Source organism: Bacteroides sp. 41_26, assembly GCF_949740115.1.
GTDB classification, from domain to species: Bacteria; Bacteroidota; Bacteroidia; order Bacteroidales; family Bacteroidaceae; genus Bacteroides; species Bacteroides nordii.
Genome location: NZ_CATJGZ010000081.1, coordinates 82,348 through 97,673, shown reverse-complemented (window position 1 = coordinate 97,673; position 15,326 = coordinate 82,348). Strand labels below are relative to the sequence as shown.

Here is a 15,326-nt window from a genome sequence, read left to right as displayed (position 1 = left end):
CGACTTTAATATTAATTTAAAAAAATGTGTATTATGAGGAAAACATTACTTATGGGGGTAGCACTGATAGCAAGTGGTGCTGTGATGGGACAAATTTCGAATTTGGATATAGCGATGCGGACAAGCAATAATGATAAATTTGTTCTGGACTCTATCGTGACGAAGACACGGAATGACAAGCCCGAAAGGAAAGTTTTATATGGCTACGATTCGGAGAAACGTAAGACGTACGAAATGAGTATTACTTACAGTGAGTGGACAACTCCTGCTTTTAAACCGACATATGGAGATTCTATCAGCTATGAGTATAATCAAAAGGGGCTTTTGATAAAAGAGTGTGTTTATCGTAATGAATCTTATGGTGATGTAGTTGATTATCGGTTGAACAGTTATGTTGTTTATGAATATAATGATAAAGATCAGAAGGTAAAGGTAACGACTTACAGATATAACCAGAACATTGAGGATTATGTAGACAATTCGATTAATGAATATGAATATGGGCCTGACGGTTCATTGGTCAGAATGACAGAATCCATCCGTCCGTCAGGGGCACCGTGGGAGACAGCTATTAAGCCGATGCAAGTAAATGCTAAAAATGAATATTCGGATTTCCTGGCAGTTGATGTACCGAAAAAGATAGAAAATTATCATTTTACTGCAGGAGCAGACGGGGGAGAAGGTACTTGGAATCTTAGTTATTACACCATTATGACTTATAATGATAAGAATCAGATGACGAAGCGGGAAAATTATAATATGGATTCCCAGGCCGGAGGGTGGACGGTATCTACCAGTTATGTATACACTCTCAATGAAAGAGGACAGGTAACTTATGAAGAGTACTTTAATAAAAGCTATTCAACAGGACTTTTAGAGATCAGTTCAAAGAAAACTTACACATACGATACGAATGGGAATCTGGCAAAAATAGCTTCGGTGACTTACCAGTCTTACAAAGACGAATGGGTACCCGATAGCTCTCACAGTTACTATTATACTCCTCTTGTTTCTACTTCGATTGGGAATATAGGGGTGCAGAATATGGAAGTGTATTACAACGCTTCGTTAAAAGAAATCTATGTACAGGCAGAAGGCAATATCGGCAATATTTCTGTTTATTCGGTTGCCGGATTGGAGGTAATGCGCGTATCTGCTGTGAATAATAGTCAGTATACACTGGATGTAAGTGGTTTGGAAAAGGGATTGTATGTTGTCAGTCTCATTGCAGACGGTAAAGTTTATAATAAAAAAATATATATCTATGAATAAGTTCTTTTCATATGTATTAATTTGTATAGCCTTGGTAAGCTTCCCGCTTACCGGGGCTATTGCCGCTCCAGTGGAGGGTAATACACCGGAACCTTTGGCTAAAGTTGGCTCTCATTGGAATTACTGGTTTGCCCGAGAGCATAGTTACGGATTCCGTAAATATAAAGTGACGGCACATGAAACGATCAGAGCCGCTGTAGACCGTAATGGAAACGGCAAGAAAGATGCCGATGAAGTTGAAGAAGAGATTCTGGCTGCAAAGATAGAAATATGGCGTAATGAAACGTGGCAAAACTCAACTGAGCCGGGAAAAGCACTTAAAGAAGACGGTACTTTCTATGCTTTTAGAGAGGGGAATAAATCTTATGTTCTTCGCGATGTTGATTTTACTACCGGAGACATGCCAAAGAAATTCTGGTTCAAATGGATTGATATGGATGCAGAACCGGGAGACTCTTGGGTTATTACTCAGTTTGGACAGGATGGAAATACTGTTTACGATTGGGCAGAGGTCAGCTATAAGCGGGAACTTGATATCGATGGCAGAAAGGTACCCGTTATTAAATTTTCTCCGGCTTGCTATAGCCGCTATTCCAAACCGGAAGATTTTACCTCCCGTATCGCTTTGAACGGATTGTTTAATATCGATTTTTGGGAAGTATCTGGTGGTGGTTCTCCCATTCCTGTTGCCAATGGAGTGGTATTTGCTCCTCAAATGTATGAGATGTCTGCCGGGTTGTTGTGTGCCAATGTGAATGATATGTCTTTGGCTACTTCTCAGTTGGAAAATTATGTGAGAAATAATAATCCTACTATTTATGAGCAGTACGAGGATGGGTATTGTGAACTATTACAAGCCCCGGAAGGTTCGGGTGCCAGGAGTATGATAATGCAGACTCCTGTTCATCTGTCGGATAGTGCGGCATTTACGGTGTCTCCCCAAACACGATCTACTCCCCGTACGGTTGCACTGCTGAGTGAAGATGAAGTGATCAAACTCCCGGTAGTGGTGCATGTGGTGTATAATCCGAATACTCCATCGAAATCTATCACCGAAGCGCAAGCTCAGAAAATGATTGATGAGCTGAATAGAGCATACGGTTCCACTGATATGGAGAATGTTCGTGAACCGTTTAAGGGAGTAGTAGGTAATCCGCATATCCAGTTTGAACTTGCTAAGGTTGACCCATCGGGCAATACAACAACCGGCGTTGTTTATCATCAGACGAAGGAGAGTGCTTATCTGCTGCAAGGAACGACTATCTGGGAAAAGTATGCATATAAGTTTGAGGATGATTTAACACCCCGGAACTGGGATCATAAACGTTACATCAATATTTATGTTGTCGATTTGGGCGGTTGGAATGAATTGAGTACGGTGGGTGGATTTGTTACGAACCCCGAATCGGGCTCTGCTTATCAGGCTTATCTGAACTGGGTGGAAAAACAGGATATGACATTCTGGCAATCCTGGCTCGACTCCGAAGAAGGCTCTATGCTCGATGGTTTGACGGTAGATGTATATTATACCTTTGGCGGACGAAATGAAATTAATGATAAAGCTATCTTTAAAACGGCTATTCATGAATTGGGACACTATTTTGGTTTACGTCATCCCAACGTTGTTCTTGTAGATAAGAATGGTATTTACGTTCCTGTTGATGACGGATTTGAAGATACTCCATACACTCAGTTTACACAATATGCTGTGGTAGGTTGTGAAGAACCGGTTTTCCAATGTGGGCATCTCGTGCAAACAGAGAATTATATGGATTATGCGCTGGACTGTGCTTGTATGTTTACAAAGGAACAAGCCGCATTCATGAGAAAATTTGTGGCAGAATCCCGCCCTGGATTAAACGTGGCAACAGGTATTTCTGATATTTCACAGAGTGAAGTCAAGGTTTCTCCTACAGTGGCACGCAAAGAGGTATTCATTGAAGGAGAGTTCATGTCGGCCCAGTTGTTCAATCTGGAAGGGGTAGAAGTAATCCGGATAGAGGGTGACCGGAACGTTATTTCTGTTGAAAATTTAACTCCGGGTATGTATATTCTGCAAGTATCTGCAAATACAAAGGATATGTATAAATTTAAGATTGTTGTACTTGACAATTAATTGAAGATTTTTCTTATTTCAATATTGTTTATGCTCCTTATTTTAGTCTCGTTTGCCGGAGAGGATGAAAACTCTCCGGTAGTTGAAACTAAAATAAGGAGTTTTTGTTGCAAAGTTCAAAAATAACCATTACTTTTGCCGCCCGAAACCTAGAAGGAGAGGTGCTCGAGTGGTTGAAGAGGCACGCCTGGAAAGCGTGTATACCCCTAAAGGGTATCACGAGTTCGAATCTCGTTCTCTCCGCAACAAATGAAGCCCTGCATACATAATTGTATTGCAGGGCTTCCATTTATTGTAATATTTGCTATCCGGATTAGTATTTTGCCCTTCTCAGTTGTATTAATTAAAACGCAGATTAACTCAGATTGATTAATTTAATTAATCCCGAACGGATAAATCAGCATTATACAAAATAATTTTGCAACATTACTTATTAAAAATAGCCTTTATGTTTAAGAAACTTTGCTTCTCTTTGCTAGCCATGTCAGCATGCATCCTTTCTTCTTGTTCAGATTCGTCTGTCAGACAAGAGGTTGCTGTGCTTCCCACACCCGTTCAGTTAACAACACAATCTGGTGCATTTGTATTGAAGAACGAACTAAAGATTGGTGTTTCCGATAAATCATTGTTGCCAGCTGCGGAGTATTTGCAAACTATATTGCAAAATGCAGTGACCTCTACTACGGAAGCAGGTGAACAGTCTGCTGATATTTTTTTGAAATTGACCGATGCAAAAGAGAAAGAGGGCGCGTATAAGCTGAATATCACTTCCGGTAACATTGTAGTGGAAGCTGCTGATTATTCCGGTATCATTTCCGCTATTTCTACTATTCGTCAATTGTTACCCGCCACCATTGAACAGCTTTCTCAGGGTGCTTCTTATTCTATCCCCGCCGTCAAGGTAGAAGATGCGCCGCGTCTGGCATGGCGCGGGATGATGCTCGATGCTTCACGTCACTTCTGGAGCAAGCAGGAGGTGAAGCACGTGCTCGATATGATGGCTCTTTACAAATTGAATAAATTTCACTGGCATCTGACCGATGATCAGGGATGGCGTATTGAAATCAAACAATATCCGCTACTTACCGCAAAAGGAGCGTGGCGTAAATTCAATTCCCACGACAGAGAGTGTATGCATCGTATGGTAGAAGAAGATAATCTGGATTTCCGGATCCCTGAAGATAAGATGGAAATAGTAGAGGGAGATACGTTGTATGGCGGATATTATACACAGGATGACATTAAAGAGATTGTGGCTTATGCCGCTCAGCGTGGCATTGATGTAATACCGGAGATTGATATGCCGGGACACTTCCTGGCAGCTATTAATCAATATCCGGAGATTGCCTGTACGGGGCTGATCGGCTGGGGAAGTGTGTTCTCATCTCCCATTTGTCCGGGAAAGGATTCTACTTTGGAGTTCTGTAAGAATGTTTATAAAGAGGTGTTTCAGCTCTTTCCTTATATGTATGTACATATGGGAGGTGATGAGGTGGATATGGCCAACTGGAAAAAATGTGCTGATTGTCAGCGCCGCATGAAGCGGGAGGGGATACAATCAGAAAATGGATTGCAGGCATGGTTTGTGCGCCAAATGGAGACGTTCTTTATGGAGAACGGAAAGAAGTTTATTGGTTGGGACGAAGTTATTGCAGATGGTCTTTCTGACAATGCTACTATTATGTGGTGGAGAAGCTGGGCACCTAAAGCTATTCCCACTGCTACTTCCGAAGGCAAGCAGGTGATTAATACGGAGAATAATTATTTCTATTTCGATTATCTACAGGATAAAACGACACTGCCTAAGTTATTGGCTTATGAACCCATACCTGCAGAACTTACTCCCGAACAGCAAAAACGGGTGTTAGGTGTACAGGCCAATTTCTGGTGCGAATGGATTCCTTCTATGAAGCGTCTGGAATATATGATGATGCCGCGCTTGCTTGCACTGAGTGAAATAGCTTGGGTAGAACCTTCTGCCAAGCCTAATATAGATGACTTTTACAAAGCCCTTATTCCTCAGTTTAAACGGCTGGATGCTATGAATATTAATTATCGTATCCCCGATTTGGAAGGCTTTTATAATACGAATGCTTTTGTGGATGAAGCCACCCTGGATATCAAATGTCCGCTTCCTGATGCTGAAATACGTTATACTACAGATGGTAAATTTCCGACAAAGGCATCTCAACTATACGAGGGGCCGCTGAAGGTGACAGAAACCACAGAGTTTACATTGCGCACATTCCGTCCTGATGGTTCGGCTTGTGATATGGTGAAAACTAAGCTTGTGAAAGCTCCTTATGCAGAGGCAGATGGTACGGCAACTGTTTCAGGAGACGGGTTGAATGTTGTATGGCATGATTTTAAGGGAGAGAAATGTGCTGATATTGATGCTGCTCCGGTGAAGGATACATATGTGGTTGAAACGGTGTCTATCCCTGAGGGAGTGAAAGGAGATATCGGACTGGTGTTGAAAGGCTACTTGCAGGTCCCGGTCGATGGAATATATACACTGGCTTTGCTTTCGGATGATGGCAGTACGCTGTTGATTGACGGAAAACTGCTCATTGATAATGACGGACCTCATTCACCGCGTGAAGTAATAGCTCAGGTGACTTTGAAGGAGGGACTTCATCCGATTGAAATTCGTTACTTCGACAATAATGGCGGTACGTTGGAGATGTCTTTAATCAATGAAAAAGGAGAAAAACAAATACTTGGTAAAGATTGGTTGAAGCATTAAGAAAGTATTATATATATTATCACAGAATAGCATGGCGTTTCAGAAAATGCTATTTCTCTGATTTCTAGCAATAAAACTCTGCTCCACTCTGTGGTGAGTTCAACTCAAAAGGGAGAAGTCCTGTTGTATTTAAAAATATAGCGGGACTTCTTCCTTTTTGTTAATGAACATGAAAAAGAATCCTTCCGGTTTAACTTTCCCCTTCATCTGAGTTCTAACCTATAAAGCCCAGAAGAACAGATGATAAACGAAAATAAAATCAGGGAGACTTGTGCTTCCAATCCTGAAAAGGGGTTCAGAATGCTGGTAGACAGTTTTCAGGAACCGATATATTGGCACATACGGCGTCTTGTTGTGTCCCATGAGGATGCGGAAGATATTATTCAGGAAGTTTTTATCCGTATTTTCCGGCATTTGGAACAATTTCGTGAAGAGAGTTCGCTTATTACCTGGATTTATAAGATAGCCACTAACGAGAGCCTTCGCTTCTTGAAAACCCGCAAAGCAGAGGTTGTTTCTGCTGAAGAGATACAGGAGGAATTGCTCGATAAGTTGAAAACTTCCGATTACGTAGACTATGAAAATGAGTTGGCTGTGAAGTTTCAGACGGCTATTCTGAAATTGCCGGAAAAGCAACGGGTGGTGTTTAACCTCCGTTATTATGACGAACTGGACTACGAGGCCATTAGCCAGATAACGGGTGACCGTGCGGAGACACTCAAAGTGAATTATCACTATGCGAAAGAAAGAATAAAGGAATACATTGTAAATAGTTAGAGTTATGAACAGAGATTTTGATTTTGATGACATTGGGAAGCGGATGCCTTATAAAACGCCTGAATCTTTCTTTGAAGACAACCGGCGTAGGATACTAAAGCATACGTGTGGAGAGGAACGCCGTGTGAAGAATCGGTTGCACATTATCATTCCGACTGTATTGGCTGCCGCTGCGCTATTGGCCGGATTGTTATTCATGCCACTGGAACCGGGGGGGGGTGAGGTACCTACTGCATCACCGACTCTTGTGCTGATGGCTGAAACGGAGTCTGCTAACTCGGATGCGATGGATCATTTTATAGAGAATCTGTCGGATGAAGAACTACAGGAACTTGCCGAACTTTCGGAAACTGATATATTTTTATTTTAATAGATAATTAAAAAAGAAGGAGAACAAATGATGAAAACAAGAATTATTATTATGCTTTTGGCTGTTGTTGCTATGTGTAACCAGTCCGCTTTTGCACAAGAGAAAAAACGTCCGGATAGAGAACAGATTCAGGCCATGCAATGTAATCAGGTAGTGAAGGCGTTGATGCTCGATGATGCTACTGCTGCTAAATTCGTTCCTGTGTATCAGAAATATCTGAAGGAGTTGAGTGAGGTACGTATGGAGAATGCCCGCAAACCCAGAGTGAAGGATGCAGCTGCTACACAGCCAGCTCCGAAGGCTATCCCTACGGATGCGGAAGTAGAAAAAGCGATTAAAGATCGTTTTACACAGAGCCGTAAATTGCTGGATATACGTGAGAAGTATTATAATGAATTTCGTAAGATACTTTCTCCTAAACAGATAATGAAGATTTATCAATTAGAGAAAGGGAATGCACATAAATTTCAGAAAGAATGGAAAAAACGCCAAGGACAAAAACAGGGACAACGGGCGGAAGCAAAGAAGGGTAATATGCAACGTGGCAACAACAATGTGAAGTCGCAGAAATAAGCTCAATTTGTGATGAATAATAAGAATGTACACTTTTGTCATACAAGAATGTACATTCTTGCTATATATAAGTGTACACTCTTGTATGACAAAAGTGTACATTCTGATATTTGTTGATTATCAGTGCGTTATGTTTTTGTATTGAAACGCATATAGCTTTGTTTTTATTGCATGCAGGCGAGGTGTAGTCTCCAGGCAGGATGAACCATTTCTTTATTTGTTGGTTCATTCAGTATAATATTAAGTATCAATTTATGACTCAGATAAAAATTAAGCGGGTATATGAAGAACCTGCCGATACAGATGGATATCGCGTTTTGGTAGATCGCCTATGGCCTCGGGGGATGAAAAAAGAGTATTTGAAATATGATGTCTGGGAAAAAGACATCACTCCTTCTCCGGATCTGCGTAAATGGTTTCACGGAGATATTGCCGGACATTGGAAAGAGTTTGCAGCAATGTATGAAAAAGAACTGGAAGGCTCTGCTGCTGCTGTAAAGGAGTTTCTTACAAAAATAGCGTCTTATAAAGTTGTTACTCTACTGTATGCTTCCAAAGAACCTGTATATAATCATGCTCGTATTTTGCAACAATATTTAGAGATACACCTTAAGTAATAGTTACTTATTATCGTTTTTTTGCTACTTTTGCCCTCCGGGGCGTTAGTGTTTTTTGCTTTTCAGTTGTATTATATACTGTAAGAGGCCACACTTTTGTCTTCTTAAAACTAATATGTATTGAAACATTTCAAAAAAACGAATAGATATGAGACTTATTTCTGCACTAATCGGATGCTCTTTGTTACTGGGAATGGCCGCTTGTACTCAGACATCTACATCGCAAGACTACACGGATTTTGTAAATCCTTTCATCGGTACCGGAGGACACGGACACACTTATCCGGGAGCGGTGGTTCCCAATGGTATGATTCAACCGAGTCCGGATACACGTATTTATCAGTGGGATGCCTGTTCGGGCTATTACTACAATGATTCTACCATCAATGGATTTTCGCACACTCATCTTAGCGGTACAGGGTGTGGCGATTATGGTGATGTACTACTGATGCCTACTGTTGGCAAACAGGATTATCAGGCTATGGGTTCGAAAAGCCAGCAGATGGCTTATGCATCCGCTTTTTCACATCAGAATGAAATGGCTCAACCGGGGTATTATTCTGTAGTGCTGGACCGGTACAATGTGAAAGCAGAACTTACGGCAACTAAACGCGCAGCCATTCATCGTTATACTTTTCCACAATCTGATGAATCGGGTTTTATTCTCGATTTAGACTATAGCCTGCAACGCCAGAAGAATGAAGAAATGGAATTGGAGGTAATCAGCGATACAGAAATATGCGGACGTAAGAAAACGGTTTACTGGGCTTTTGATCAGTATATCAATTTCTATGCAAAATTCTCTAAACCATTTACTTATACAATGGTGACTGATTCTATGGTGCTCGACGAAGGTGGTCCTTTGTTGCCTACTGCTAAAGTTTTGCTGCATTTTAATACCAAAGCCGGTGAAGAGGTGTATGTGAAAGTGGGTATTTCGGCTGTTGATATAGATGGAGCACGCAAGAATGTAGAAGCTGAGATTCCCGAATGGGATTTTAATGGCGTTCGTAAAGCGGCACGTGCTTCATGGAATGACTATCTGGCAAAAATAGATATTGATACTGATGATAAGGATCAGAAAACGATGTTCTATACCGCTCTTTATCATACTGGTATGCAGCCCAATCTCTTCACTGACGTAGACGGTCGTTATTTGGGTATGGATCTGAAAGCTCATCAGGGTAGTGTGAATGAACCGATGTATACTATATTCTCTTTGTGGGATACGTTCCGTGCTTATCATCCGTTGATGACCATTATTGATCCCGATTTGAATGAAGCATTCATTCGCTCTCTTATCCAAAAGCAACGTGAAGGTGGTGTATTCCCCATGTGGGAACTGGCTGGTAACTATACCGGTACAATGATTGGTTACCATGCAGTGCCGGTCATTGTAGATGCTTATATGAAAGGGTATCATAACTTTAATGTAAATGAGGCTTATAAAGCCTGTTTACGTGTGGCTGAGTATGATACGACAGGGATTAAGTGTCCTCCGTTGGTACTGCCTCATCTGATGCCACAAGCCAAATACTGGAAAAATAAAATAGGTTATGTACCTTGCGATAAAGACAATGAGGCTGTAGCCAAGGCGTTGGAATACGCCTACAATGACTGGTGTATCTCTGCATTTGCCGAGAGCCTTGGAGATGCTGCCAATCATGAGAAGTATGCCAAATTTGCCGAAGGGTATAAAACTTATTTTGATCCGTCCACACGTTTTATGCGTGGACTTGACAGTAAGGGTAATTGGCGTACACCGTTTAATCCCCGCTCTTCTACACATCGCAACGATGATTATTGTGAAGGAACAGCCTGGCAATGGACTTGGTTTGTACCTCACCAGATTGACGGACTGGTTGAACTGATGGGGGGCCGCGAAGGGTTCATTAGCAAACTCGATTCATTGTTTACTGTAAGCTCTGTTTTGGAAGGTGAAAATACTTCAGCTGATATCTCCGGTCTGATCGGACAATATGCTCATGGCAATGAACCCAGTCATCACATTATTCATATGTATAATTACGTGGATAAGCCTTACAGAACACAGGAACTTGTAGACAGCGTATTGCAAACGTTGTATTTCAATGATCCGGATGGGCTTTCGGGCAATGAAGACTGTGGTCAGATGTCTGCATGGTATATACTCAATGCGATGGGATTCTATCAGGTATGTCCCGGAAAACCAGTGTATTCTATCGGTCGCCCTCTTTTCAACAAAGCTACGGTGAATCTGAAAGATGGTAAGAAATTTACGGTTATAGCTAAAAATAATAGTCGTGAGAATAAGTACATCCAGTCTATGGTGTTGAATGGAAAACCGCTGGATAAACCTTTCTTTACACATCAAGACATTGTAGATGGGGGTACATTGGAATTAACAATGGGGAAGGTAATTAAAAAATAAAAATTAAAAAATAAAAGAGGAGCTGCGCTGTAGGTTGAGAGAACAACTACAGTGCAGCTTTTTTTTCCTCCCCTCTCTTTCCAATTAATATTTAATTTTCAACTTTCAACTTTCAATTTTCAATTAAATAATCCTACCTTTGCTGTCGGAACCCCAAAACCAATAAGTTATGAAGTATAAATTATTAGTTCTTGATGTAGACGGAACGTTGCTCAATAGTGAAAAGGAAATCAGTAAACGTACCCTTGCCGCTTTATTGAAAGTGCAGCAGATGGGAGTACGTATCGTATTGGCTTCCGGCAGACCTACATATGGCCTTATGCCCCTTGCCATGAAGCTGGAACTTGGAAACTATGGAGGCTTTATTCTGTCTTATAATGGTGGGCAGATTATCAATGCGCAAAATGGTGAACTCCTGTTTGAGCGTAGGATAAACCCTGAGATGTTGCCTTATCTGGAAAAGAAAGCCCGTAAAAACGGTTTTGCTATCTTTACCTATCATGACGACACTATTATTACCGATTCACCCGAAAATGAACATATACGCCAGGAAGCTGAGCTTAATGGTCTGAAGATAATCCCTGAAACGGAATTTTCAATTGCAATAGACTTTGCTCCTTGCAAATGTATGCTTGTCAGTGATGATGAAGAAGCCCTTGTGGGACTTGAAGAGCACTGGCGCAAACGACTGAACGGTGCGTTGGACGTATTCCGTTCCGAACCCTACTTCCTCGAAGTGGTCCCTTGTTCTATTGATAAAGCGAATACCTTGGGAGCTTTGCTCGAAACACTGAATATCAGTTCAGAAGAAGTTATCGCTATTGGTGATGGTGTTTGTGATGTTTCTATGATACAGTCTGCCGGGCTGGGCATTGCTATGGGTAATGCGCAGGATTCAGTAAAGGTATGTGCTGACAGAATCACCACTTCTAATGATGAGGATGGAGTAGCGATAGCTGTAGAGAAAGCTATTCTCTCAGAAATACGTCCGGCAGAAGTTCCTTTGGACGAACTTAATCAACGGGCTCGCCATGCCTTGATGGGAAACCTGGGCATTCAATATACTTATGCTTCTGAGGATAGGGTAGAAGCTACTATGCCGGTAGACGAACGTACCCGTCAGCCATTCGGTATCCTTCATGGAGGGGCAACGCTGGCACTGGCCGAAACAGTGGCAGGACTCGGTTCGATGATACTCTGCAACCCCGACGAAATAGTAGTAGGTATGCAAGTCAGTGGAAATCATATATCCTCTGCTCACGAAGGAGATACGGTGAGAGCTGTGGGAACAATTGTTCATAAAGGACGCTCTTCGCATGTCTGGAACGTGGATGTGTTTACTTCTACAGCCAAGCTGGTGTCTTCAATACGGGTAGTAAATAGTGTATTGAAAAAAGGATGATTAATACAGGAGAACAGGAAGCCTATATCCTCGTGGATCGTTTTATTGAGACTGGAATGCCTTTTGCCATGTATCGTATACCGGGAGAAAAGGTTATCCATTTGATGGTACAACTCAACAGTGAAGTAAGTCTGTTTAATGATATAGAAGAGTTGAATGGACGGAGTGGCTTTGTGATAGCCCCTTTTCGGATAGGGAAGGATGCACCGATTGTGTTGCTGAGGCCGGATGAAGTATGTGAAATAGAGTTTGACTCAACGAAAGAGTGTTCGGATGACATAAAGCCGGATTATTATAGTCCGGTAGCGGAACGGGCGCCAAAGTCTGTTCATTATGCGCCATGTACGGACAAATATGCCGGTTGTTTTGGCATTTTCATCAAGGCATTGCGTCAAAAGCAGTTCGATAAGTTGGTACTTTCCCGTGATCAGAAACTGGACGTTCCATCGAAATTTTCACCGGCAGCAGCTTTTCATGAGGCTTGTAGGAGGTATCTGTATTCCTATGTCTATTTATGCTATACTCCACAAACCGGGGTATGGTTGGGTAGTACTCCGGAAATTATTCTTGCAGGAGAAAAAAATGAATGGAGCACGGTAGCACTGGCTGGTACACAGTCTCTTCAAAATGGAAAATTACCACAAGAATGGGATGATAAGAACCGTGAAGAACAGGAGTACGTTGCTTCGTATATTCGGAGCCAGCTTCTTTCTTTTAATATCCATCCTGAGGAAAACGGTCCTTATCCGGCATTTGCCGGGGCACTGTCTCATTTGAAGACTGATTTTCATTTCTCATTGCCGGATAGCAATAAACTGGGAAATTTGCTGAATTTGTTGCATCCCACACCTGCCGTTTGCGGACTTCCCAAAGAAGAGGCATATCGGTTTATTCAGGATAATGAGAAGTACGATCGTCGATATTACTCTGGTTTCATTGGTACATTGAATCCCAGTGGAAAGACTGATTTATATGTTAATTTGCGTTGTATGAATATAAGTTCTGAACAATTGACTCTCTATGCCGGTGGCGGATTGCTCGCTTCTTCCGAATTGGAGGACGAATGGTTGGAGACGGAAAAGAAAATGCAAACAATGCTTAATCTAATTGACAGTTGACAGTTGACAATTGACAATTGACAGTGAGCTGCGCTATGATACTGCATAGTAACTGTCAATTGTCAACTGTCAACTGTCAATTAAACAACTTTCAACTAAATAAAGTGTATACAGATAAGAAGAATATTCTCCAATTAGTGGCGTTGCTCGAAGCACATGGAGTGACGAAGATTGTATTGTGTCCGGGGAGTCGTAATATTCCCCTTGTTCATACCCTGTCCACCCATCCTTCCTTTAAGTGTTATTCTGTAACGGATGAGCGTAGTGCCGGGTTTTTTGCTATTGGGTTAGCTCTGAATGGTGGAGCACCTGCTGCCGTATGTTGTACTTCCGGTACAGCTTTGCTCAATCTATATCCGGCTGTAGCCGAAGCTTTTTATCAGAATGTTCCTTTGGTTGTCATCTCTGCTGACAGACCTGCTGCCTGGATAGGGCAGATGGATGGGCAGACTTTACCGCAACCGGGTGTTTTTGGCACGCTGGTGAAGAAATCAGTAAACCTTCCGGAAATCTATACGGATGAAGACGAATGGTATTGTAATCGTCTGGTTAATGAAGCTTTGCTGGAGACACATCATCATGGCAAAGGACCGGTACATATCAATGTCCCTGTCACCGAGCCGATATTCCGTTTCACTACTGAGACACTTCCTGAAGTACGGGTTATTACCCGTTATCAGGGTTTGAATATTTATGACCGGGATTATAACGATCTTATCCAACGGCTCAATCAATATCAAAAGCGTATGATTATTGTCGGACAGATGAATCTGATTTATTTGTTTGAAAAAAAATATTCGAAGCTACTTTACAAGCATTTTGCCTGGTTGACAGAGCATATTGGAAACCAGACCATTCCAGGTATTCCTGTGAAGAATTTCGATGTGGCAATTTATGCAATGGACGGAGAGATGCAAGGAAAAATGGCACCGGAACTATTGATTACTTACGGTGGACACGTTGTATCCAAACGTCTGAAGAAGTTTTTGCGGAATAATCCTCCAAAAGAACATTGGCATGTATCTCCCGATGGAGAGATAGTCGATCTTTATGGTTCATTGACAACTGTGATAGAAATGGACCCCTTTGAATTTCTTGAAAAAATTGCATTTTTACTTGAGAACAAAACACCTCAGTATCCTTTGTTGTGGGAGAACTTCTGTAAAACATTGCCACAACCCGAGTTACCTTATTCGGAGATGTCTGCAATCGGAGCATTGATACAAGCATTACCCCAACAGTGTGCGCTTCATTTAGCTAACAGTTCGGCGGTGCGTTATGCCCAGTTGTTCACTGTTCCTGCAACGGTAGAAGTTTGTTGTAATCGGGGGACGAGTGGTATTGAAGGTTCTTTATCCACTGCTGTTGGCTATGCTGCGGCTTCGGACAAATTGAACTTTGTAGTCATTGGCGATCTTAGTTTTTTCTATGATATGAATGCTTTGTGGAATGGAAATTTTGGTGCGAATCTGCGTATTCTGCTGTTGAATAATGGAGGAGGGGAAATTTTCCATACGCTGCCGGGATTGGAAATGTCGGGTACATCGCACAAATTTATTACTGCTGTTCATAAAGCATCTGCCAAAGGATGGGCGGAAGACCGCGGTTTTCTTTACCAGAAAGTGGAAGATGAGGTGCAATTAGAAGAAGCAATGCAATTGTTTACACAACCGGAGCCTATGACGCAACCGGTATTGGTAGAGGTCTTTACCAATAAGAATAAAGATGCAAGAATTCTGAAAGACTTCTATCATCAGGCTGCCGGACGTGAAAGTGCACCGAATAAAGAGAAGAAATAAATAGTACTTCAAATTTCATTCATAGTTATGGCAGCGTTTTATTGAAACGCAAATAATCGCATATTAGATGGTTTGCTGTATTTGAGGGGATGATATTCTTTGCGTGAATTTGCGATAATCTGCGTT

11 protein-coding genes and 1 tRNA gene are annotated in these 15,326 nt (G+C 41.7%); all 12 read left to right on the top strand.

All coding sequences use genetic code 11. The features are described from left to right. Window positions 1-33 precede the first annotated feature (33 nt). The 12 genes from QX565_RS11560 (at window position 34) to menD (ending at window position 15,200) form a co-directional block, all read left to right on the top strand. Window positions 34-1,272 (top strand): T9SS type A sorting domain-containing protein, encoded by a 1,239-nt coding sequence (locus tag QX565_RS11560; RefSeq protein ID WP_221650853.1) that lies wholly within the window; start codon window positions 34-36, stop codon window positions 1,270-1,272. Next, entirely contained in the window at window positions 1,265-3,388 is a 2,124-nt protein-coding gene (locus QX565_RS11555; protein ID WP_289292809.1) for a zinc-dependent metalloprotease, read from the top strand. Before QX565_RS11560 ends, QX565_RS11555 begins: the two co-directional genes overlap by 8 nt. A gap of 155 nt (window positions 3,389-3,543) precedes the next feature. After that, window positions 3,544-3,631, top strand: a tRNA-Ser gene (locus QX565_RS11550). 205 nt (window positions 3,632-3,836) lie between these two features. Next, window positions 3,837-6,134, top strand: a complete 2,298-nt coding sequence (locus QX565_RS11545; protein ID WP_289292808.1) for a family 20 glycosylhydrolase — start codon at window positions 3,837-3,839, stop codon at window positions 6,132-6,134. A gap of 240 nt (window positions 6,135-6,374) precedes the next feature. Next, window positions 6,375-6,911 carry an RNA polymerase sigma factor gene (locus tag QX565_RS11540; protein ID WP_002561911.1) on the top strand — a complete coding sequence of 179 codons (537 nt, stop codon included), beginning with the start codon at window positions 6,375-6,377 and terminating at the stop codon, window positions 6,909-6,911. A 4-nt stretch (window positions 6,912-6,915) separates the two neighbouring features. Next, complete coding sequence (locus QX565_RS11535; RefSeq protein WP_122202197.1) at window positions 6,916-7,281, top strand: hypothetical protein; 366 nt, start codon at window positions 6,916-6,918, stop codon at window positions 7,279-7,281. A 27-nt stretch (window positions 7,282-7,308) separates the two neighbouring features. Next, the gene (locus QX565_RS11530) at window positions 7,309-7,854 is read left to right on the top strand and encodes a hypothetical protein (protein ID WP_007484735.1); all 546 of its coding nucleotides are present in this window, start codon (window positions 7,309-7,311) and stop codon (window positions 7,852-7,854) included. A gap of 254 nt (window positions 7,855-8,108) precedes the next feature. Then, entirely contained in the window at window positions 8,109-8,471 is a 363-nt protein-coding gene (locus QX565_RS11525) for a DUF488 domain-containing protein (protein WP_289292807.1), read from the top strand. Between the two features lie 148 nt (window positions 8,472-8,619). Next, window positions 8,620-10,881 carry a GH92 family glycosyl hydrolase gene (locus tag QX565_RS11520; protein WP_195661544.1) on the top strand — a complete coding sequence of 754 codons (2,262 nt, stop codon included), beginning with the start codon at window positions 8,620-8,622 and terminating at the stop codon, window positions 10,879-10,881. A gap of 169 nt (window positions 10,882-11,050) precedes the next feature. Beyond that, window positions 11,051-12,283: a Cof-type HAD-IIB family hydrolase gene (locus QX565_RS11515; protein WP_007484738.1), complete on the top strand. Its 1,233-nt coding sequence runs from the start codon at window positions 11,051-11,053 to the stop codon at window positions 12,281-12,283. Next, window positions 12,280-13,401 (top strand): isochorismate synthase, encoded by a 1,122-nt coding sequence (locus QX565_RS11510; protein WP_195661545.1) that lies wholly within the window; start codon window positions 12,280-12,282, stop codon window positions 13,399-13,401. The genes QX565_RS11515 and QX565_RS11510 overlap by 4 nt, the downstream gene beginning before the upstream one ends. 104 nt (window positions 13,402-13,505) lie before the next feature. Beyond that, window positions 13,506-15,200 carry a 2-succinyl-5-enolpyruvyl-6-hydroxy-3-cyclohexene-1-carboxylic-acid synthase gene (gene menD, locus QX565_RS11505; protein ID WP_195661546.1) on the top strand — a complete coding sequence of 565 codons (1,695 nt, stop codon included), beginning with the start codon at window positions 13,506-13,508 and terminating at the stop codon, window positions 15,198-15,200. Window positions 15,201-15,326 lie beyond the last annotated feature (126 nt).